Origin of the sequence: Halobacterium rubrum, from assembly GCF_021729015.1 — an archaeon.
Taxonomy (GTDB): Archaea; Halobacteriota; Halobacteria; order Halobacteriales; family Halobacteriaceae; genus Halobacterium; species Halobacterium rubrum.
Genome location: NZ_JAJQQZ010000001.1, coordinates 119,956 through 139,045, shown reverse-complemented (window position 1 = coordinate 139,045; position 19,090 = coordinate 119,956). Strand labels below are relative to the sequence as shown.

The window sequence follows — 19,090 nt, the reverse complement described above, 5'->3', positions numbered from 1 at the left end:
CTAGAGGTCGGCGCCCTCGAAGCGCAGGTAGCCGAGCGCGGGCACGACGACGAACCACAGCAGCATCGTCGCGACGGCCGCCCACTTCGAGAGGTACAGGGGGACGTCCTGCGGGAAGTACTGCGCCACAGTGCCGGCGTTCCCGGGGAGGAAGCCGAAGACTGCGCTGGAGAACGCCGCCGACGGCGGGATGCGGTCCAGCAGCAGGAACCAGTCGGGGGGCGTGGCGCCCATCGGCGGACTGAACGAGCCGTTGAGGAGGTAGTAGATGCCGCGGGACACCAGTCCCCACGCGACCTCGAAGACGACGAAGAAGGCGGCGGCGAGGATGGTCGCCCGGCCGCTGTCCTTCGTGGCAGCGGAGAGGCCGACGCCGATGGCGGTGTACAGCGCCGCCAGCAGCAACGCGAGCAGCGAGAAGCCGGCGTACGCCATCCCGTCGAAAGAGTCGTAGAGGCCGAGGACGACGGCGGCCGCGACGACGAGTCCGACGAGCACGGCGACGCACATGACGGCGCTGCGGCCGACGACCTTCCCGACGACGGCGTCCCGGCGGGTGTGGGGCAGCGACAGCAGGAACTTCGCGGAGCCGGACTCGACCTCGCCGGCGACGGCCTTGTGCGCGATGACGAGGCCGGTGATGGGGATGAGCAGTGTCACGGGGCTGATGAGGAAGAACAGCAGGCCGACGCTCTCCAGTTCGGGGGCGGCCTGACCGCCGCTGTTGCCGAGCAGCGTGAACACGTACGCCATCCCGGCCATGAACAGCACGAACAGGGCGGTGAGCCCCCAGAGCGCTTTCGACCGGCCGGCGTCCTGGAAGTCCTTGCGCGCGACGGCGAGCCAGCTCACGCCATCACCTCCTCGGTGTAGGCGGCGAAGACGTCGTCCAGCGACGCCTGCTCGGTGGAGAAGTCGCGGACGTCGGCGCCGGTCGACTCGACGGCGTCGAGCACGTCGGTCTTCGCGGCGCTGTCCGTGCGGACGACCAGCCGGTCGCCGTCGACGGACACCTCGGAGACGCCGGGGACGTCGCGGGCGGCGTCGGCGGCGGCGTCGGTGACGGCGTCCAGCGTGACGGTCAGCGTGGTGCCGGTGTCGGCGGCCGACCGCAGCGCCTCGATGGAGTCCTCGGCGACCAGTTCGCCGCTCTTCAGGATGCCGACGCGGTCACAGACCGCTTCGACCTGTTCGAGGATGTGACTGGAGAAGAAGACGGTCGCGCCGCGGTCGGCCTCCTCCGTGATGATGGCGCGCATCTCGCGGGCGCCGTTCGGGTCCAGCCCCGTCGACGGCTCGTCCAGAATCAGGAGGTCGGGCTCGCCGACGAGCGAGATGGCGAGCGCGAGCCGCTGTTGCATCCCCTTCGAGAAGCCGCCCGCCTTGCGGTCGACGGCGTCCGGGATGCCGACGCGCTCCAGGAGCGCTTCGGGGTCGTCGCTGGCGCCCTTCGACTCGATGGCGAAGTTCAGGTGCTGGCGGGCGGTCAGCCGCTCGTAGACGTGGAAGCCCTCGGGCAACACGCCGATGCGCCGGCGGATGGCCTGCGAGTCGGTCTGGGCGTCCATCCCGAGCACGCTGGCCGTGCCGCTGGTCGGTCGCACGAAGTCCAGGAGGATGTCGATGGTCGTCGACTTCCCGGCGCCGTTCGGGCCGAGGAAGCCGTATATCTCCCCGTCCTCGACCGTGAGGTCGAGGTCGTGGAGGGCGGTGACGTCACCGTAGCGCTTGGTGACGCCGTGCAGTTCGATGGCTGGCATACGTGGGAACGTCTGTATCCGTTTATAAAGTGGTTGTGGTGGTTCTCAGACGCAGCGACCGCGAGTCGGTGTTTCAGCGCCCGAGGCGGTCGAAGCGTCGGGCAGCGAGCGGCCTGCAGCCGACCGCCAGCGCGGCGGCGGCGCGAGAAGGAGGCGTGGCTGTCGCTCGGTTCGGGCCTCAGACCGTGTCGTCGGGGTCGTGTTCCTCGGCCATCCGGGCGGCCTCGTGGCCGTACCGTTCGACGTCCTCGGCGTCCTCGACCGGGTCGAGGTCGTCGGCGTCGACGTCGATGGCTGCGGTCGGGTCGCCGGCGTTCAGCGAGCGCTGCTTGTGGTGGACGTACTCGCCGTCCGGCGTGGCGTACGTCAGGCTCAGGAGGCCCTTGTCGGTGTACTCGCGGAAGACCAGCCAGACCCGCTCGGTGTCGCTCATGTGTAACCGTTCGCCGAGGGTGTCCTTGAAGCGTTCGTCGTGACGCGGGCCTGTCACTCCTACCCGTACTTGTAGGAGACGCCCGCGCCGCGCTCCGGGTACTCCCAGGCGACGTTGTTGTGCGGGCACGCGAACCGACACGACCCGCACTCGAGGCAGTTCTCGTAGGCGATGGTCGGCACCTCGTCGTCGCCCTCGACCCGCCAGACGTCGGCGGGACAGACGGCGACGCAGTCGTCGGTGTCGCACTTGTCGGTGCAGAACCCGGCGACCTTCACGCCGAGGTGTGAGTCCTCGTGGTCGGTGTACTTGTCCGCGTACAGCCGGTCCTCCGTCGAGGCGTTCTCGACGTCCGGCACGTCGGGCAGCGCGTCGCGGTCAGTGGTGGGTGACGTGGTGCTCATTGTCTGGTAGTGGTCACGACAGCAGCTTCCGGTACTTCCAGGCTCGTTTCGCCGCGCCGACGTAGCCGCCGGCGGCGTCAAGCAGCCGGTCTTTGGCGGCTTCGGCGTGGGCTTCCTTCGGGTCGCGGTCGACGGCGAAGTACTCGGTCTCCGCGTCGGCGAGCGCGCGCGGCAGCTCCGAGAACAGGAACTCGCGGTCCTCGACGGCCAGCTCCTGGAAGAAGTCGTAGTGCTGGAGGTTCTGGACGACGAACGAGTCGGCCAGCTCCTCGGGGTAGGTCGCGAGCGCACGGTCGTCGACGCTGCCGTCGTCGCCGTCTACCGCCGCCGCGACGGCGCGCCCGGCCTGATAGCCGGACTCGACGGCCATGTTCGTGCCCTCGAGGTGGACGCCGTTGTTGAGGACGAGGCCGGCGGCGTCACCGGCCAGCAGCGCGCCGTCGCTCACGAGGTCCGGAACGGCGTCGATGCCGCCCTCGGGGATGGCGTGCGCGGAGTACTCGACGGTGCGGCCGCCCCGGACGAGCGGCGCGACCGCCGGGTGCTGCTTGAAGTCGTTCAGCGTCTCCTCGGGGTTCTGGTCGCTGGCGACGGCGTCCTCGATGCTGTAGGCGACGCCGACGCTGACGGTGCGCTTGTTCGTGTAGATGAAGCCGCCGCCGACGGCGTCGCCGACGGCGCCCTCGCCGAAGTAGTTGTACGCGACGCCCTGGTCGCCGTTGAGGCGGAAGCGCTGTTCGATGGTCTCGCGGTCGAACTTGAGGACTTCCTTGGCGGCGACGGCGACGTCCTCGCGGTCGTGGTGGTCGCGGAGCCCGGCGCCCTCGCTGACGAGGGAGTTGGCGCCCTCGGCGACGACCACGACGGGTGCGCGGATGGTGCCGTCGGGGCGGTCCGTCTCGACGCCGACGACGCGACCCTCGGCCGCCCCGCCGCCGGGCTCGCGCACGAGACCGGTGACGGTCGTCTCGGTCAGGAGCGTGGCGCCAGCGTCGACGGCCTGCTCGGCGAACCACTCGTCGAAGCTCCCGCGGAGGACGGTGTACGAATCGTTGTGTGGCTCCTCCAGCCACTCGCCGGGCCGCATCGTCACGGCGGTCTCGTCGGTCTCGGTGAGCACCCCGTAGCGCTTCTCGGCGACGTACCGCTCGAGGGGCGCGTCGTCGATGTCGACCAGTTCGCGGACGGTCGGCGTGTACAGGACGCCGCCGAAGACGTTCTTCGTGCCGGGTGACTGGCCGCGCTCGAGGACGAGGACGTCGAGGTCCTGGTTCGCCATCGCGAGCGCGGCGGCGCTGCCAGCCAGCCCGGCGCCGACGACGATGGCGTCGAACTCGTTGTCGTAGTCTGGTGTCTCCATGTGTGTCACCTCAGGCAGTGGGTTCCGGGGGGCTTCGGCCCCCGAGTCGGTCGGTCAGTTCTGGGAGAACCTCGTGGAGGTCCCCGACGATGCCGTAGTCGGCGTGCTCGAAGATGGGCGCGTTCGGGTCGGTGTTGACGGCGACGACCGTCTCGGCGTCGTTCATGCCCTCGACGTGCTGGACGGCGCCGCTGATGCCGGCCGCCACGTAGAGGTCCGGCCGCACCGTCTTTCCGGTCTGGCCGACCTGCCGGGCGGGTTCGACCCAGCCCTCGTCGACGGCCTTCCGGGACGCCGCAACCTCGCCGTCGAGGGCGTCCGCCAGCGCCTCGACGGGCGCGAAGTCGCCCTCCGTGCCGCCGCCGCCCGCGACCACGACGTCGGCGTCCGTGATGTCCGCCACGTCGCCGACCTCGCGTTCGAGGACGCGAGAGAGCGCGTCGTCTGCCTCGACGACCACGTCGACGGCTTCGACGTCGCCGTCTCGGTCCGGGTCGCGCTCGGCGGCGTCGAAGACGCCGGCCCGCACGGTCGCCATCTGCGGCCGGTGGTCGGGGCACTTGATGGTCGCCATCGCGTCCCCGCCGAACGTCGGCCGGCGGGCGAGCAACAGCCCCTCGTCGTCGACGTCCAGTTCGGTGCAGTCGGCGGTGAGGCCGGCGTCGGCGGGCACCGCGACCCGGCCGGCGAAGTCCCGACCGGTGGTCGTTCCGCCGATGAGCACGATGGACGGCCGGCGCTCCTCGACCAGCGCCCGGAACTGGTCGCCGTACGGGCCGGCGCGGTACGGCTCGAACACGGGGTCGTCGGCGACGAGCGCGCGGTCGGCGCCCCGCTCGACGGCCTCGGCGCCGACGTCGTCGACGCCCTCGCCGACGACGAGCGCGACGAGGTCCTCGCCGGTCTCGTCTGCGAGCTCGCGGCCCTTCGCGAGCAGCTCCCAGGAGACCCCGGCGACGTCGCCGCCGTGCTCCTCGACGAACACCCAGACGTCCTCGTGGACGGTGTCGTCGTCAGTCATCGGCAGTCACCTCCGTGATGCGGTCGGAGAGCGCGTCCACGTCGTCGACGACCGCCTGTTCGCGTTCGACGGGGTCGGCGGTGTCCATCCCGCCGACCTTCGTCGGGGAGTTCACGAGCCCGACCTGCTCGCTGATGCCGAGGTCCTCGGCGGACCACTCCTCGGGCTCGAACTCCGTCTCGGCGTAGATCTTCCGGTGCAGGCCGGCCGCACGCGGCTCGTTCTCGCCGTACTCGAAGGCGACGACGACGGGCGTCTCGGCGGCGACGCGCTCGTGGCCGCCCTCCACGTCGCGGACGGCGACCAGCTCGTCGTCGTCGGGCCGGGGTTCGAGCTCTTCGGCGTACGTGAGCTGCGCCCAGCCGTTGTGCGCGGCGATGCCCGGCGGCACCTGGCCCGTCGAGGAGTCCGTCGACTCCTCGCCGCAGACGACGACGTCGGCGTCCAGTTCGTCGGCGGCGCGAGCGAGCGCGAGACTCGTCGGCCACGTGTCGCTGCCGCCGAACGCGCGGTCGGTCAACAGCACGGCGTCGTCGGCGCCGAGCGCGACGGCTGTCTCGAGGACGGCCCGGGCGAACGGCGGCCCCATCGTCACCGCGACAACCTCGCCGCCGGCGCGCTCCCGCAGCGAGAGCGCGGCCTCCACGGCGTTGTAGTCGGGGGCGTTCAGCACCGCGGGCGCGTCCGACCTGTTCAGCGTCCCGGTCTCGGGGTCGATCGTGACGTCGTCCGCGTCGGGCACCTGCTTGACGGGGACGACGATGGTCCAGTCGGCGTCTACTGTCACTGTGGGTCCCTCCTGGGCGCGCTGGCAGGCAGCGCTCCACGTGAACCTACCCCGAACACCCACAGAAAAGCTGATACACGTTCTAAGATTCCGAGAATCGCCGCGTCAGGACAGCAACCCGCCGACCAGTCCCCCGACCGCAGACAGCACGACGTCGAAGGCGAGGTACAGCGCCATCGCGATGGCGGCGATGCCGGCGAGCGCCGGGACGCCGGCGACGACCGCGGCGGCCAGCACGGCCAGCCAGAGGAGGTAGGCGGGCGCGCCGAACACGAGGCCGGCGAGCGCGCCGTCGACGGTGGCGCTGCGGTCGGAGACGTAGCCCGCGACGGCGCCGCCGAGGGCCTGTGGGGCCGGCGGAACGAACACCAGTGCGGTCGCGAGCAGGCCGCCGAGGAGGGGCGCGTGCCACCGCGGCGGTCGCCGCCCGTCGGCGAGCCGGTCGCGGACGTCGCCGCGGTACCGGTAGAACAGGACGGCGACGAGCACGGTGAGGACGCCGGCGCCGACGAGGGCGCCGCTCACCCACGTGAGCAGCGTGTAGAGGGTGTCGGCGAGTTCGGGTTCCGACAGCGGAAACGACGCCGCCTCGGGGTCCGCGAGGAACTCGGCGGCGACGTCGTCGGCGAGCGACCGGTCGACGCGTCCGGCGAGGAGGACGCCGAGCCACGCGCCGACGACGCCCTCGACGGCGAGCAACGCCACGAGGAGGTAGTCCAGCCACGTGTCGTAGAACAGCGACGACGACGACGGCGACGAGTCGGCTGTGTCGGGGTTCGGGGTGGGAGCGGAGGTCATCGGCCGATGAAACTCCGGGAGCGCTCGTAAGGGTGGCGACGGTTCGCAGCGCCAGCGACGGCGGCGGCGACCGCGTGGTTGAAAGCCGGGACGCACCTACGTCGACGCGATGGACGCCGACGAGGTCAGGGGGCGAGCCAGCGACCTGCCGGCGGAGCCCGGCGTCTACCAGTTCGTGGAGCGGTCGGCGCGCAGCGACGACGAACGCGCGAGCGGCGAAGCTGCCAGCGACGCGGGCAGCGAGAGCGACCTGCGGGGCGGCGACGGCACCGTCCTCTACGTCGGGAAGGCCGTGGACATCCGGGACCGGGTGCGGTCGTACGCGGACGCGCGAAGCGAGCGCATCGCGCGGATGGTCGAGCGCGCGGACGACCTCGCGTTCGCGGTGACGGATACCGAGACGCAGGCGCTGTTGCTGGAGGCGAACCTCGTGAAGCGCCACCAGCCGCGGTACAACGTCCGCCTGAAAGACGACAAGTCCTACCCGCTGGTGCAGTTCACGGACCACGACGCGCCCCGCATCGAGGTGACCCGCGACCCGGACCCGGGTGCGGTGGCCTTCGGGCCGTACACCGACAAGGGCCGCGTGGAGACGGTCCTGAAGGCGATTCGGGAGGTGTACGGCCTCCGGGGGTGCTCCGAACACAAGTACCGGAACCGTGACCGGCCGTGTCTCGACTACGAGATGGGGCTGTGCACGGCGCCCTGCACGGGCGAGATAGGCGCCGAGCAGTACCGGGCGGACGTGGAGAGCGCGCGGCGGTTCTTCGAGGGGGAGACGGGTGCGCTCGCGGACCCGGTTCGCCGCGAGATGGAGCAGGCCGCCCAGGCCCAGGAGTTCGAGCGCGCGGCGAATCTCCGGGACCGGCTGGCCGTCGTCGAGGGGTTCCACGACGGCGCGGGCGCGGCGGTCGCCGCTGGCGACGAGGACGATGGCGCCGCGACGACGGACGTCCTCGGCGTCGCCGTGGAGGGGGACTCGGCGACCGTGGCGCGGTTGCACGCCGAGTACGGCCAGCTCGTCGAGCGGGACCAGCACCGGCTGGACGCGCCCGAGGGAGAGGACCGCGTGGCTGCCGTGCTGGCGGCGTTCCTCACGCAGTACTACGCCGAGCGCGAGCTGCCGGACCGAATCCTGCTGCCGGAGCCCCACGGCGACGACGAGGTGGCGGCGTGGCTGGAGGCGGCGGGCGTGGAGGTCACAGTACCGGGCGCCGGCCGTGAGGCGACGCTGGTGGACCTCGCGCTGAAGAACGCTCACCGGCGGTCCGGCGGCGAGGACGAGCTCGGCGCGCTCGCGGACACACTGGGCGTCCCGCGGCCCGAGCGCATCGAGGGGTTCGACGTGAGCCACGCGCAGGGGAAGGCGGTCGTCGGCAGCGACGTCTGCTTCGTGGACGGGAGCGCGGAGACGGCCGACTACCGCCGGAAGAAACTCGACGACGAGAACGACGACTACGCGAACATGCGCCGGCTGGTGCGGTGGCGCGCCGAGCGCGCCGTCGACGGGAGAGACGACCGTCCGGACCCCGATCTCCTCCTGATAGACGGCGGACGAGGCCAGCTGGACGCCGCGCTGGACGCCGTCGAGGCGACTGGCTGGGACGGTCCGGAGGCGGTGGTCGCGCTCGCGAAAGACGAGGAGGTCGTGGTGACGCCCGACCGCACGTACGACTGGGACGACGACGCGCCACAGTTGCACGTCCTGCAGCGCGTGCGCGACGAAGCCCACCGGTTCGCGGTCGCGTACCACCAGACGCTGCGGGACGACGTGTCGACGGCGCTGGACGGCGTCGAGGGCGTCGGGCCGGAGCTCCGGAAGCGGCTGCTGCGCCGGTTCGGGAGCGTGGAGAGCGTCCGGCAGGCCTCCGTCGACGACCTCCGGGACGTCGACGGCGTCGGCGAGGCGACCGCCGAGACCATCGCGAGCCGGCTGTAGGTCGCGGAGCGCACGCCGCCCCAGCCTGCAGGAACGACCATGATATTTATTGGCAGGGGTGGCGTATGCCCACGTGTAATGAGTTACGACGGCGGGTCTCGCGGCCGCATCGACGGCGACGGCGGACGGTCCGACGAGAGCCTCGGCTGGCGTCTCGCACGCCCGTTCTCCCGCGTCGTCGCTCGCCTGCAGCGCCACGTCCGTGAGTGGCCCGGCCGCTACGTCGACCAGCAGGCCGAACTGTACGAGCAGTAGCGCCGACAGTTACTCGCCGTCCGTCCCGTCCGCCGGGTCGTCGTCCAGACCCACCGTCAACACCGGGGCGGGCGACGTGCGAACGACCTTCTCCGCGACGCTCCCGACGAGGTAGTGGTCCAGCCCCGTGCGGCCGTGGGTGCCCATCACGACCACGTCGACGCCGGCGTCGTCGGCGTACTCCACGATGGCCTCGTGAGGGATGCCCTCGACGACAGCCGTTTCGGTGGGGACATCATCGGGGAGCGCGGCTGCCGTCTCGCGCGCCGCGGTCTCGGCGCGCTCGTGCTCGCGTTCCGCCCACGCCTCGCCGGCGAGCCCGGCGCTCGGCGACTCGAAGCGGTTGCGTTCGTCGGCCACCGAGACGACGTGGACGGTCGCGTCGAACGCCGCCGCGACGGTCGCGGCGTGCTCGGCCGCGGCCGCCGTTCCCTCGCTGCCGTCGGTCGGGAGGAGAATCGTCTCGTACACGTCAGATTCCCCCCGTGGCCATCAGGAACAGCGCCGTCGCGATGATGGCGAACAGTCCACCGACGCCCTGTTTGATGGTTTCCGTGTCCAGCGCGGCGGAGACGTACGGCGCGACCTGACCGCCGGTGACGGTCGCCGGCACCGTCCACACGACCATGTTCCACGGCGTCGTCGTGAGGTCCATCGAGTGCCCGGCGCCGACCAGCCCGCCACCGAAGACGTGGACGAGCGACGCGATGATGGCGGTGCTCGCGACGACGATGTGGTTCGTGCCGATGGCGACCCGCACGGGAATCTTCGAGGACAGCATCGAGATGATGCCGAGTTCGCCGATGCCGAACCCGGCCAGTCCCTGGAAGGTGCCGCCGACGCTGTAGTTCGCGAACCGCCGGAGGTAGCCGCCGCGGTCGTACTCGTAGGTGTCGCCGTCGCGGTCGACGCGCGTGACGGCGCCGTCGTCGTCGACGCGCACGCCGGCCGGTCCGAGCTTGCCGGGGTCGTCCGGGAGGTTCGAGCCGCCGTCGGCGGCCGCCGTCGGCTGGTCGTTGTCGCTGTCGGCGGTGTCGCCGTGCCCGAGGTCGGCCCTGAAGAGGAGATAGGACGCCGCGAGCAGTGCGATACCGAGCAACGCGTGGAACACGGGCTCGGGGATGACGAACGACAGCAGCGCGCCGCCGACGACGAACGGCAGCCCGCCGGCGACCAGCGACAGCGCGAGCTTCCGGTCGACGAGCCCGTACTGGACGAACGCGATGGAGGAACTGGAGAGGCCGAAGGACTCGCTGATGAGTCCGATCTTCACGAGCGTCTCGGCTTCCAGTGGCTCCGCGAACAGCGGGAACACGAAGATGAGGAACGGCACGAACAGCGCCGACCCGCTGATGCCGACGGTGTTCACGATGGTCGCACCCGTGAGGAACACGGGGAACAGCCACCAGTAGTTCGTCCAGTAGCCCGGCGCCGGGTCGGCGGGCGCCAGCGGCCCGAAGAAGACGCCGACGACGAAGACGGCGGGCGCCAGGAACACGAAGACGTGCTGGTACTTCAGGAAGAGCTTCGTCGCTCGTTCTCGGCTGGAGGGAGCGCCGGGGTCGGTCACGCCGCGGACCCCTCCGCTGTGGGCGGCTGAATCGGGTGTCCAGGGCGGCTACGCTCGGTCGCGGCGACAGTCGACATAGTGCCGCCGGCTAATTAGTCGAGGCCTGAAAAGCGTTGATTTCTTCGACGAGCGAAGCGGCGAACACTGCCGCAGAAACCGGCGAGCGGGCCGCAGGCCGGTCAGCCGAGCTCCGACCGGCGGAAGGAGAGGTAGCCGACGAGCATCGACCCGGCGCCCCAGACCAGCATCGTCGCGGCGTTGAACCAGAACTCGCGGTAGATCTCGTCGGGGACCTCGGTGAACGTCGCCGTCATGTTCTGATAGGTCGCGCTCGGCAGGACGCTCTGGTAGACGACCTCGGTGCTGTACAGGTAGGCGGTGGCCGGCGAGAGCGCCTGCACGAACTGGACGGTGTTCTGGGAGAGCGTGACGCCGAGCAGGTCGGCGGCCGTCCGCAGGAGTTCGGTCAGCGAGATGACGGGCAGGAAGCCGAACCAGAACGGCACGAGCACGAAGTACGCGCCGAACACCCCCAGCATCGCCCGAGACCGGCTCGCTGTCACCGCGGAGATGCCGACGTAGACGCCGACGAACGCGAACGCGAACAGCAGGGAGACGCCCGCGAACGTCGCGAACATGACGACGTCGGGGGCGTTCACGAACGTCGCGAGCGCGACGAGGAACCCGACGCCGACGGCGAACAGGACTGCGAACAGCGTGACGCCGAGCCGGGACAGCAGTTTCCCGAAGACGTACTCGGCCCGCGAGTTCGGCAGCCCCATCGCGTACTTGATGGCGCCGCCGTCGCGGTCGCCGGCGATGGCGAGGTACGTCAGCGGCGCGAGCACGATGGGGAACACGAGGAACAGGAAGAAGGAGACGTCGAACAGCGTCCGGAAGGGGTCGTCGTAGACGCCGATCTCGGAGACGAAGATGAGCGCGACGATGCTCGTGAGCACGCCGACGACGCCGAGGACGGCGTACGACCGGCGGGCGTTCGTGAAGTCGTCGCGGGCGACCGTCAGCAGGCTCACACGTCCTCACCTCCGGCTGTCGCGGCGGACTCGGGCGCTTTTTCGGCCTCCTCTGCGCCGCTGCCGTCGCCCGGGTCGTCGCCGGTGTACCGCTCGAACAGCGCCTCGAGGTCGGCGTCCTCGACGGCGATGTCGGTGACGGTGGCCGCGTCGTCGAGCGCGCGCAGCGCCGGCATCTTCGCCCGGGGCTGCGTGCACGCGATTTCGACGTGATTGCCGTCGACGGTGACCTCGCGGACGCCGTCGACCGCCGCGACCGCGTCCGGGTCGGGGCTCGCTGCGACCTCGGCCGCGACGAGGGACTCGGCGCCCATCTGGTCGCGGAGCGCGTCGATGGTGTCGACGGCCACCATCTCTCCCTGGTTCATGATGCCGACGCGGTCGCAGACCTGCTCGACCTGCCCGAGGATGTGACTGGAGAAGAAGACGGTCGCGCCGCGGTCGGCCTCCTCGCGGACGATCTCCCGGAGGAGCTTGGCGCCCTTCGGGTCGAGACCGGACGACGGCTCGTCGAGGATGAGGAGGTCCGGCTCGCCGACGAGCGCGACGGCGAGCGCGAGCCGCTGGGTCATCCCCTTCGAGTAGCCGCCGGCGCGCCGCTGGGCGGCCTCGGGGTCGAGGCCGACGCGCTCGATGAGGTGGTCCGGGTCGTCGTCGGCGTTCTTCGTGTCGATTGCGGAGACGACGTGCTCGCGGCCGGTGAGGTTCTCGTACAGTTCGAATCCCTCCGGGAGCAGGCCGGTGCGCTGGCGGACCGCGCGGGACTGGCCCGCGGCGTCGTGGCCCAGCACCGTCGCGGCGCCGTCGGTCGGCTTGAGGAACCCCAGCAGCATGTTGATGGTCGTGGACTTGCCGGCGCCGTTCGGCCCGAGGAAGCCGAACACCTCGCCGTCCTCGACTGTGAGGTCCAGGGTGTCGACGGCCGTGAGGTCGCCGAAGCGCCTCGTCAGGCCGTCGGTCTCGATTGCAGGCATGTGTCACCTGTTCGGGTAACTAGCCGTATCAAAGCCCCCACTGGTTGCAGCGACTGAGACGCCCGCGAGAGAGCCACCACCGCAACCACCTGAGCCGGCGGACCCGCTACCAGTCGTCGGTCTCGGGTGCGACGCCGCCTGGGTCCTCGGGGGTATCGCCGCCGTCGAGGTCGAACTCCTCGCGGAGTTCGCGCATCCGGTCGCGGATGTCGGCGGCGAGCTCGAACTCGAGGTTGTTCGCGGCTTCCTCCATGCGCTCTTCGAGGTCCTCGACGAGCAAGGCGGCCTCCTGTTCGTCGCTGGGGCCGTCGCCGGCGACGTCGGAGGTGTCGGTCTCGGCGCCGGGGAGGTTCATGTCGCCGACGGCCTTCTCGATGGTGGTCGGCGTGGTGCCGTGTTCCTCGTTGAACTCGCGCTGGATGCGGCGACGGCGCTGGGTCTCGTCGATGGCGGCCTGCATCGCGTCGGTGGTCTCGTCGGCGTACAGCACGACCTCGCCGTTGACGTTTCTCGCTGCGCGCCCCATCGTCTGCACGAGGCTGGTCTCCGAGCGCAGGAACCCCTGCTGGTCGGCGTCGAGGATGGCAACCAGACTCACCTCGGGGATGTCCAGTCCCTCCCGGAGGAGGTTGATGCCGACGAGGACGTCGTACTCGCCGAGGCGCAGCCCGCGGACGAGCTCGTGGCGCTCGAGGGTGTCCGTCTCGTCGTGCATGTACTCGACGGCGACACCCGATTCTTCGAGGTACTCGGTGAGGTCCTCGGCCATCCGTTTCGTGAGCGTCGTGACGAGCACGCGCTCGTCGCGCTCGACGCGCTCGTCGATGCGGTCCATGAGGTCCTCGACCTGCCCCGTCGCGTCGGCAATCGAGATTTCGGGGTCGACGAGGTGCGTCGGGCGCACGATCTGCTCGACGACGTTCGCGGACTGCTCGCGCTCGTAGTCTCCCGGTGTGGCGGAGACGTACAGCGTCCGGTCGGTCTTCTCCTCGAACTCCTCGAAGGTCAGCGGGCGGTTGTCGTAGGCCGTCGGCAGCCGGAAGCCGTTCTCCACGAGGCTGTCCTTGCGGGACTTGTCGCCCTCGTACTGGCCCTTGATCTGGGGGACGGTGCGGTGGGACTCGTCGATGACGGTGAGGAAGTCGTCGGGGAAGTAATCCAGCAGCGTGTAGGGGGCGTCCCCGACCTCGCGGTCCGAGAGGTACACCGAGTAGTTCTCGATGCCCGAGCAGTAGCCCGCCTCCTCCATCATCTCGAGGTCGAAGGTGGTGCGCTCCTCGATGCGCTGGGCGGCCACCATGTCGCCGGCGCGCTCGAAGTGCCGGACGCGCTCGTGCATGTCCTGGCGAATCGTCTCGATGGCCTGCTGCATCTCGTCGTCGGGCACCGAGTAGTGCTCCGCCGGGTGGAACAGGACTGCTGGCTCCTCGCTCTCGACGGTCCCCTCGAGGGGGTCGAGTTTCGCCATCCGGTCGACCTCGTCGCCCCAGAACTCCACCCTGACGGGGTACCGGCCGTACATCGGGTACACCTCGACGGTGTCGCCGCGCACCCGGAACGTCCCCTGCGTGAAGTCGACGTCGTTGCGCTCGTAGTTCAGGTCGACGAGCTTCGCGAGCAGCTGCTCGCGCTCGATTGTCTGGCCGCGCTCGAGGCGCAAGCTCATTCCCTCGTAGTTCCGCGGGTCACCAAGCCCGTAGATGGCCGACACCGACGCGACGACGATGACGTCGTCCCGGGTCAACAGCGAGCGCGTCGCGGAGTGCCGCAGCCGGTCGATCTCGTCGTTGATGGAGGCGTCTTTCTCGATGTACTTGTCCGTCTGCTCGACGTACGCCTCCGGCTGGTAGTAGTTGTAGTAGGAGACGAAGTACTCCACGGCGTTGTCCGGGAAGAGGTTCCGGAGCTCCTCGTAGAGCTGGGCCGCGAGCGTCTTGTTGTGCGCGATGACCAGCGTCGGCTGCTGGAGCTCCTCGACGACCCACGACACCGTGTTCGTCTTCCCCGAGCCGGTCACGCCGAGCAGCGTCTGCTTCTCGGCGCCCGCCTCCTCGTAGCCCGCGACCAGTTCCTCGATGGCGTCCGGCTGGTCGCCCGCCGGGTCGAAGGGTGCGTCCACGCGGAACGGCACGTCGACCTCCGGCCGGTCCGGCTGCAGTGGGCCGCTGGCGTCACTCATTGCGCCGGGGTAGGGGCGCAGCGTACTTCAGGAGCGTGCCCGACCGAAGGGAGGGCACGGGACAGCGAGCGGTGACCAGCGGGAGCCGCGAGCAGCGTGCCCGCGCTCGGCGCGGGCACGAGGCGGAGCGGCGAACGGAGTGAGCCGAGGAGCGCGTGCCCGACGAGACTCGACCAACAGCCCGCGGCGGCGCTCGCGCTCGCGTAGCTATTTGTCCCTCGCGGTCAGACGTTCGACTATGCCCAGCGACCACCTCGCGACCGCAGCGGAACTGCTCGACGACGCCGCCGAGCGCGCGTCCGGAGACGCCGGCGACCGACTCCGTGAACAGTCCGATGCCGTGGCGGCGCTGGCCGCCCGGGACCGCGGCCCCGACCACGGCCGACTCGCACGCATCGAGCACGTGCTCACGGACGTGAGCGAGGGCGTCGACGACGATACGGCCGACACAGTCGAGCACGCGCTCGCGGAGCTGCGCGAGTACCGGTCGGGCGTCGAGGGCGTGTAGTCGCGACCGGACAGCCGGTCGGCACCGGCAGTCGCGAGCCGAGCGGCGGGCGGTTCAGAGCGACGCGGGACCGTCGAATGCGTGAGCGGGGAGCGAGCGACAGGAAAGAGACGTCCGTCAGCAGACCGGCTTGGGGTTGACGCCCATCGCTTCGAGCTGTTCGGTGTACTCGTCGTAAGCAGCCTGAATGGCGGCGTCGGCGGCGGCCTTCGCGGCGTCCCAGTCCTCGTCCGTCTCGCAGACGGCGTCGAGGAGGTCGAGGGTGCGTTCCAGCTGGTCGTCGAGGTCGCCCTTGAGGTCTCGGAAGAGCTGTGCCGTCTGGGGGTCGGCCTGCCCGACGAAGAAGCCCGTGAGCTGTTCTTTGGACTTCTCGGTGGCGAGCAGCCGCCCGAGGAGGCCGCCGGCGCGAGCGGCGGTCCCGTCGAGGCTGCGGAGGTGCTGTTGCATCGCGCTCGCGTGCCCGCTGGCACGTTCGACCGCGCCGGGGTCGTGGGCGTCGAGTTCAGCGGCGACGGCGTCGTAGTGGTCGCGCTCCTCGCCGGCGGTGGTGGCGAAGCTCTCGCGGGCGTCCGGGTCGTCCTCGCTGTCGGCCCACGCCTCGAACGTCTCGGCGGCGGCGTACTCGGCGTCGGCGGCGGCCTCCAGCACCGGGCCGGCCGCCATCTCGCCGCCGGTGTCGGCGTACAGGGACTTCGAGGAGCCGAGCCGGGACAGCGCCGTGTCGTTGTCCGCACGGACGGACTCGTGGAGTTCGCTGGCGTCCATACTACGGGTGTGGGTCGCTGGCGGCTTGTATGCTGGCGTCGGGGAAGAAACGTGGGCTGGTGTGGCTGCGAGGCTACTCAGTCAGTCGTCGCCGCTGCCGGTTTCGCGGGTCGCTTCGCTCCCCGCTACACTTCGAGGGCTCGTTCGTCCCTCACTCGCCCTCGCCTGTTTCCACTGGCGCGCCGACGAGGTTCCCCCACTCGGTCCAGGAGCCGTCGTAGTTGACGGTGTTCTCGTAGCCCAGCAGTTCGTGGAGCGCGAACCACGCGATCGAGGAGCGCTCGCCGATGCGGCAGTACGCGACGGTGGTCTCGTCGCCGTCGATGCCCTCGGTGCCGTAGAGCTCCTCGAGCTCGTCGGCGGACTTGAACGTCCCGTCGTCGTTGACCGTGGCGGCCCACGAGATGTTGCTGGCGCCCGGGATGTGGCCGCCGCGCTGGGCGGTCTCTTGGAGGCCCGGCGGCGCGAGAATCTCGCCGCTGAACTCCTCTGGCGAGCGCACGTCGACGAGCGGCAGGCCCCTGTCGATGGCGTGCTCGACGTCGTCGCGGTACGCGCGGATGCCCTCGAAGGGGCCGCGGGCGTTGTACTCGGCCGCCGGGAAGTCCGGCACCTCGTCAGTGGTCGGGTAGTCGTGTTCGAGCCAGTAGTCCCGGCCGCCGTCGAGGAGCTTCACGTCCTCGTGGCCGTAGTACTTGAACTGCCAGTAGGTGTAGGCGGCGAACCAGTTGGAGTTGTCGCCGTAGAGGACGACCGTGGAGTCCTCGGTGATGCCGTGGCTGCCCAGGAGCTCCTCGAAGTCGCTCTTGTCGAGGATGTCGCGCTGGGTCTGGTCCTGGAGCTGGGTCTCCCAGTTGAATCCGATGGCGCCGGGGGCGTGCGATTCCTCGTAGGCCTCGGTGTCGACGTCGACTTCGACGAGCCGGTGGCCGGGGTCGTCGCTCTGGAACTGGTCGAGGTTGTCTTCGACCCAGTCCGCAGTGACGAGTACGTCGTTGGCGTAATCTGCCATGGACGGCTAGTGTGTTGCCACCTACATAACTCTCCGTCTCAGCGGCGAGTTCCCCCGTCCGTGCCGGGTCTCGGCGTGGTTCGCCGGTGTCGCGGTCTGGTCGCGTGGTACAGGGGTGGCGGCCGGCCCGAAACCGGCAATCGTTGCTCGTTTCTCGGTTCCGGGCGGCGTGGTGACGGGCGGCCGTGCCGCGGGCCGGACTGCTTTAGGTCGGGAGCGCGAACACGCAGTCGATGACCGACGACTGGGTGGTTGCCGCGGACTGGCTCGCCGACCACCGCGATTCGGTGCGGGTCGTGGACGTCCGGGACGCGTGGGAGTACGACGGCATCGGACACGTGCCGGGCGCCGTGAACGTCCCGTTCGACTCGTTCCGGTCCGAGGGCGGCCCAGAGGGGATGCTGCCCGCCCGCGAGGACTGGGAGACGTTGCTCTCCGAAGCGGGCGTCGAGGGCGGGGACACACTCGTCGCCTACGACGACACCCACGGCGTGTTCGCGGCGCGGTTCCTCGTGACGGCCCGCTACTACGGCCACGAGAACCTGGCGCTGCTCGATGGTGACTACAGCGCGTGGATTCGGGACCACGAGGCGAGCAGCGACGCGCCCGACGTGACACGGACCGACTACGAGGCCGGCACGGCGGACACCGACGTGTTCGTGGACGCCGACGCCGTGGCGGCCGCCGCCGACGCCGACGACGCCGTCGTCGTGGACACCCGCGAGCCGTGGGAGTTCGAAGAGGGACACATCCCCGGCGCGGTGAACGTCGACTGGAAGGAGCTCGTCGACGACGACACGCGCGGGCTGAAGGCGCGGGACGCCCTCGAGGAGTTACTGGCCGAGCGCGGCGTCACCCGCGAGCAGCGCGTGGTGCTGTACTGCAACACCGCCCGCCGTATCAGCCACACGTTCGTCGTGTTGCGCTGGCTCGGGTTCCCGGACGTGGCGTTCTACGAGGGGAGTCTCACCGAGTGGGAGGGCGACGGCCGGCCGACAGCGTAGTCACGAGGGGTCGCCAGCGGCGTCGACGGTGTCGTCGTCGTGGTCTCCGAGGTCTGGCGTGTCTCCGGGGTCTCCATCGCCCCCTGCGCCGAAGCCGTCCTGCTCGGTTCCGGCGTCGGCGTCGGTTCCGTCTCCAGCACCCGGCGGCGGGGACTCGGCGGGGCCGTCCTCTCTCTCGGCGGTCCTCGGCGCCGTCTCGTCCCAGGGGTCGGCCTCGCCGCCGGACAGCGTGGTCTGGGCGGTGCTGTTGCGCTCGGACGCCAGCAGGGACGCCGCCTCGGCGGTGAGCGCGACGACCAGCGGGCCGGCGATGACGCCGACCGCGCCGACCGTGAGCAGGCCGCCGGTGAACCCGATGAAGTAGAGACTGCCGGGGAGGTCGGCGGTCTCCCGGGAGAGCCGAGGGCGGACGAGCACGTCCGGCAGCCACGCGACGAGGATGCCCGCGACCACGAGGAAGACGAGGGCGGCGTCGCCCGCGCCAGTCGCCGCCCAGTAGGCGGCGACGCCGAACACGACGACGGACGGGCCGACGATGGGGACGAACTGGAGGACGCCAGCCACGACCGACAGCGTGAGCAGGTAGGGGACGTCGAAGACGTAGAAGACGGGCAGCGCCAGCAGCGTCGTGGCGACGGCGGTAGCTGCCTGCAGGACGTAGATGGCGTAGAGGGTGGCGCGGGCGCGCCGGCCGAGCGCCCCGGCGACGTCCCGGTAGTCCGGCGGGACGACCGCGAGCAGCGCTCGCTCCGCGTCCTCGTGGGCGACGAGCAGGCCGAAGACGAGCACGCCGAACAGCGTGAGTTTGAGCGCGAGCACGGGGAGTTGGCCGGCGAGTTCGACGGCGAGGTCGGCGCCGTACGAGGTGACGGCGTCGATGGCGAGGCTGACGTCGACGACGTACTCGTAGCCGAACGCGCTCACCGAGTACGTCTCCGGGAGGTCGCCGGCGGCGTCGATGGCGTCCGCGATGCGGCCGCGGCCGGCCGACACCGCGAGCGCGAACGGAACGACAGCGGCGGCCGAGACGGCGGCTGCGGTGAGGGCGCTGGCGACCCACCGGGAGACGCCGACGCGTTCGACGTGCCGGACGGCGGGGATGAGGAGGTAGGCGACCGTGCCGGCGAAGAAGACGGTGCCGACGACGGCGCCGAGCACGAGCGTCGACAGCACGGCGAGGGCGGCGAGGAGGACGGCGAGCCAGGAGGTCCGAGACAGTTGCACTGCCGGCAGTACCGACGGGAGTGGGATAAGTATTCGCTCGCTGCGACGGCACAGAGAGCGACG

At 70.6% G+C, this 19,090-nt stretch carries 20 protein-coding genes; 4 read left to right on the top strand and 16 right to left on the bottom strand.

The genetic code is table 11. The annotated features are described in order from the left end of the window. From LT971_RS00735 to LT971_RS00700, 8 genes are all read right to left on the bottom strand, one after another. On the bottom strand, window positions 1–852 hold the full coding sequence (locus LT971_RS00735) for an ABC transporter permease (protein ID WP_237004936.1): 852 nt from the start codon (window positions 850–852) through the stop codon (window positions 1–3). Then, the gene (locus LT971_RS00730) at window positions 849–1,760 is read right to left on the bottom strand and encodes an ABC transporter ATP-binding protein (protein ID WP_237004935.1); all 912 of its coding nucleotides are present in this window, start codon (window positions 1,758–1,760) and stop codon (window positions 849–851) included. The genes LT971_RS00735 and LT971_RS00730 overlap by 4 nt, the downstream gene beginning before the upstream one ends. 178 nt (window positions 1,761–1,938) lie before the next feature. Then, complete coding sequence (locus LT971_RS00725) at window positions 1,939–2,193, bottom strand: DUF7967 family protein (RefSeq protein WP_237004934.1); 255 nt, start codon at window positions 2,191–2,193, stop codon at window positions 1,939–1,941. 59 nt (window positions 2,194–2,252) lie between these two features. Then, on the bottom strand, window positions 2,253–2,597 hold the full coding sequence (locus tag LT971_RS00720) for a ferredoxin family protein (protein ID WP_237004933.1): 345 nt from the start codon (window positions 2,595–2,597) through the stop codon (window positions 2,253–2,255). 13 nt (window positions 2,598–2,610) lie between these two features. Next, entirely contained in the window at window positions 2,611–3,957 is a 1,347-nt protein-coding gene (locus LT971_RS00715; RefSeq protein WP_237004932.1) for an FAD-dependent oxidoreductase, read from the bottom strand. Between the two features lie 10 nt (window positions 3,958–3,967). Continuing rightward, the gene (locus LT971_RS00710; protein ID WP_237004931.1) at window positions 3,968–4,978 is read right to left on the bottom strand and encodes an electron transfer flavoprotein subunit alpha/FixB family protein; all 1,011 of its coding nucleotides are present in this window, start codon (window positions 4,976–4,978) and stop codon (window positions 3,968–3,970) included. Further along, window positions 4,971–5,765: an electron transfer flavoprotein subunit beta/FixA family protein gene (locus LT971_RS00705; protein WP_237004930.1), complete on the bottom strand. Its 795-nt coding sequence runs from the start codon at window positions 5,763–5,765 to the stop codon at window positions 4,971–4,973. The genes LT971_RS00710 and LT971_RS00705 overlap by 8 nt, the downstream gene beginning before the upstream one ends. Window positions 5,766–5,870: 105 nt before the next feature. Beyond that, a complete protein-coding gene (locus LT971_RS00700) occupies window positions 5,871–6,563 on the bottom strand; it encodes a DUF5518 domain-containing protein (RefSeq protein ID WP_237004929.1) in 693 nt (230 codons plus the stop codon). A 109-nt stretch (window positions 6,564–6,672) separates the two neighbouring features. Between LT971_RS00700 and LT971_RS00695 the strand changes: the two genes are divergently transcribed. Together LT971_RS00695 and LT971_RS00690 are read left to right on the top strand one after the other, a co-directional pair. After that, window positions 6,673–8,502, top strand: coding sequence for an excinuclease ABC subunit C (locus LT971_RS00695; RefSeq protein ID WP_237004928.1), 1,830 nt, complete (start codon window positions 6,673–6,675; stop codon window positions 8,500–8,502). A 78-nt stretch (window positions 8,503–8,580) separates the two neighbouring features. Then, window positions 8,581–8,757, top strand: coding sequence for a hypothetical protein (locus LT971_RS00690; RefSeq protein WP_237004927.1), 177 nt, complete (start codon window positions 8,581–8,583; stop codon window positions 8,755–8,757). Between the two features lie 9 nt (window positions 8,758–8,766). Here LT971_RS00690 and LT971_RS00685 read toward each other — a convergent pair whose 3' ends face one another. The 5 genes from LT971_RS00685 to uvrB form a co-directional block, all read right to left on the bottom strand. Further along, window positions 8,767–9,228 (bottom strand): universal stress protein, encoded by a 462-nt coding sequence (locus LT971_RS00685; RefSeq protein WP_237004926.1) that lies wholly within the window; start codon window positions 9,226–9,228, stop codon window positions 8,767–8,769. 1 nt (window position 9,229) lies between these two features. Next, the gene (locus LT971_RS00680; RefSeq protein ID WP_237004925.1) at window positions 9,230–10,327 is read right to left on the bottom strand and encodes a TSUP family transporter; all 1,098 of its coding nucleotides are present in this window, start codon (window positions 10,325–10,327) and stop codon (window positions 9,230–9,232) included. Window positions 10,328–10,506: 179 nt separating this feature from the next. Then, window positions 10,507–11,361, bottom strand: coding sequence for an ABC transporter permease subunit (locus LT971_RS00675; protein ID WP_237004924.1), 855 nt, complete (start codon window positions 11,359–11,361; stop codon window positions 10,507–10,509). Next, on the bottom strand, window positions 11,358–12,335 hold the full coding sequence (locus tag LT971_RS00670) for an ABC transporter ATP-binding protein (RefSeq protein ID WP_237004923.1): 978 nt from the start codon (window positions 12,333–12,335) through the stop codon (window positions 11,358–11,360). The genes LT971_RS00675 and LT971_RS00670 overlap by 4 nt, the downstream gene beginning before the upstream one ends. 106 nt (window positions 12,336–12,441) lie before the next feature. Further along, a complete protein-coding gene (uvrB, locus tag LT971_RS00665) occupies window positions 12,442–14,514 on the bottom strand; it encodes an excinuclease ABC subunit UvrB (protein WP_237004922.1) in 2,073 nt (690 codons plus the stop codon). A gap of 238 nt (window positions 14,515–14,752) precedes the next feature. Here uvrB and LT971_RS00660 point away from each other — a divergent pair, with 238 nt between their 5' ends. After that, window positions 14,753–15,022 carry a DUF7553 family protein gene (locus tag LT971_RS00660; protein ID WP_237004921.1) on the top strand — a complete coding sequence of 90 codons (270 nt, stop codon included), beginning with the start codon at window positions 14,753–14,755 and terminating at the stop codon, window positions 15,020–15,022. Window positions 15,023–15,139: 117 nt separating this feature from the next. On the opposite strand, the gene LT971_RS00655 is transcribed toward LT971_RS00660, so the two are convergent. After that, window positions 15,140–15,787 (bottom strand): rubrerythrin family protein, encoded by a 648-nt coding sequence (locus tag LT971_RS00655; RefSeq protein WP_237004920.1) that lies wholly within the window; start codon window positions 15,785–15,787, stop codon window positions 15,140–15,142. Window positions 15,788–15,938: 151 nt separating this feature from the next. After that, window positions 15,939–16,799 (bottom strand): sulfurtransferase, encoded by an 861-nt coding sequence (locus LT971_RS00650; RefSeq protein WP_237004919.1) that lies wholly within the window; start codon window positions 16,797–16,799, stop codon window positions 15,939–15,941. 233 nt (window positions 16,800–17,032) lie between these two features. Between LT971_RS00650 and LT971_RS00645 the strand changes: the two genes are divergently transcribed. Then, the gene (locus LT971_RS00645; RefSeq protein WP_237004918.1) at window positions 17,033–17,803 is read left to right on the top strand and encodes a sulfurtransferase; all 771 of its coding nucleotides are present in this window, start codon (window positions 17,033–17,035) and stop codon (window positions 17,801–17,803) included. Here LT971_RS00645 and LT971_RS00640 read toward each other — a convergent pair whose 3' ends face one another. Further along, window positions 17,804–19,027 carry an AI-2E family transporter gene (locus LT971_RS00640; protein ID WP_237004917.1) on the bottom strand — a complete coding sequence of 408 codons (1,224 nt, stop codon included), beginning with the start codon at window positions 19,025–19,027 and terminating at the stop codon, window positions 17,804–17,806. Between the last annotated feature and the right edge of the window lie 63 nt (window positions 19,028–19,090).

What these genes read in the sequence shown, in the direction of transcription:
- LT971_RS00715 (WP_237004932.1), bottom strand. Translation starts at nt 3,957, where the DNA reads ATGGAGACACCAGACTACGACAACGAGTTCGACGCCATCGTCGTCGGC.
- LT971_RS00650 (WP_237004919.1), bottom strand. Translation starts at nt 16,799, where the DNA reads ATGGCAGATTACGCCAACGACGTACTCGTCACTGCGGACTGGGTCGAA.
- LT971_RS00655 (WP_237004920.1), bottom strand. Translation starts at nt 15,787, where the DNA reads ATGGACGCCAGCGAACTCCACGAGTCCGTCCGTGCGGACAACGACACG.
- LT971_RS00720 (WP_237004933.1), bottom strand. Translation starts at nt 2,597, where the DNA reads ATGAGCACCACGTCACCCACCACTGACCGCGACGCGCTGCCCGACGTG.
- uvrB (WP_237004922.1), bottom strand. Translation starts at nt 14,514, where the DNA reads ATGAGTGACGCCAGCGGCCCACTGCAGCCGGACCGGCCGGAGGTCGAC.
- LT971_RS00710 (WP_237004931.1), bottom strand. Translation starts at nt 4,978, where the DNA reads ATGACTGACGACGACACCGTCCACGAGGACGTCTGGGTGTTCGTCGAG.
- LT971_RS00670 (WP_237004923.1), bottom strand. Translation starts at nt 12,335, where the DNA reads ATGCCTGCAATCGAGACCGACGGCCTGACGAGGCGCTTCGGCGACCTC.
- LT971_RS00730 (WP_237004935.1), bottom strand. Translation starts at nt 1,760, where the DNA reads ATGCCAGCCATCGAACTGCACGGCGTCACCAAGCGCTACGGTGACGTC.
- LT971_RS00725 (WP_237004934.1), bottom strand. Translation starts at nt 2,193, where the DNA reads ATGAGCGACACCGAGCGGGTCTGGCTGGTCTTCCGCGAGTACACCGAC.
- LT971_RS00645 (WP_237004918.1), top strand. Translation starts at nt 17,033, where the DNA reads ATGACCGACGACTGGGTGGTTGCCGCGGACTGGCTCGCCGACCACCGC.
- LT971_RS00700 (WP_237004929.1), bottom strand. Translation starts at nt 6,563, where the DNA reads ATGACCTCCGCTCCCACCCCGAACCCCGACACAGCCGACTCGTCGCCG.
- LT971_RS00660 (WP_237004921.1), top strand. Translation starts at nt 14,753, where the DNA reads ATGCCCAGCGACCACCTCGCGACCGCAGCGGAACTGCTCGACGACGCC.
- LT971_RS00695 (WP_237004928.1), top strand. Translation starts at nt 6,673, where the DNA reads ATGGACGCCGACGAGGTCAGGGGGCGAGCCAGCGACCTGCCGGCGGAG.
- LT971_RS00690 (WP_237004927.1), top strand. Translation starts at nt 8,581, where the DNA reads ATGAGTTACGACGGCGGGTCTCGCGGCCGCATCGACGGCGACGGCGGA.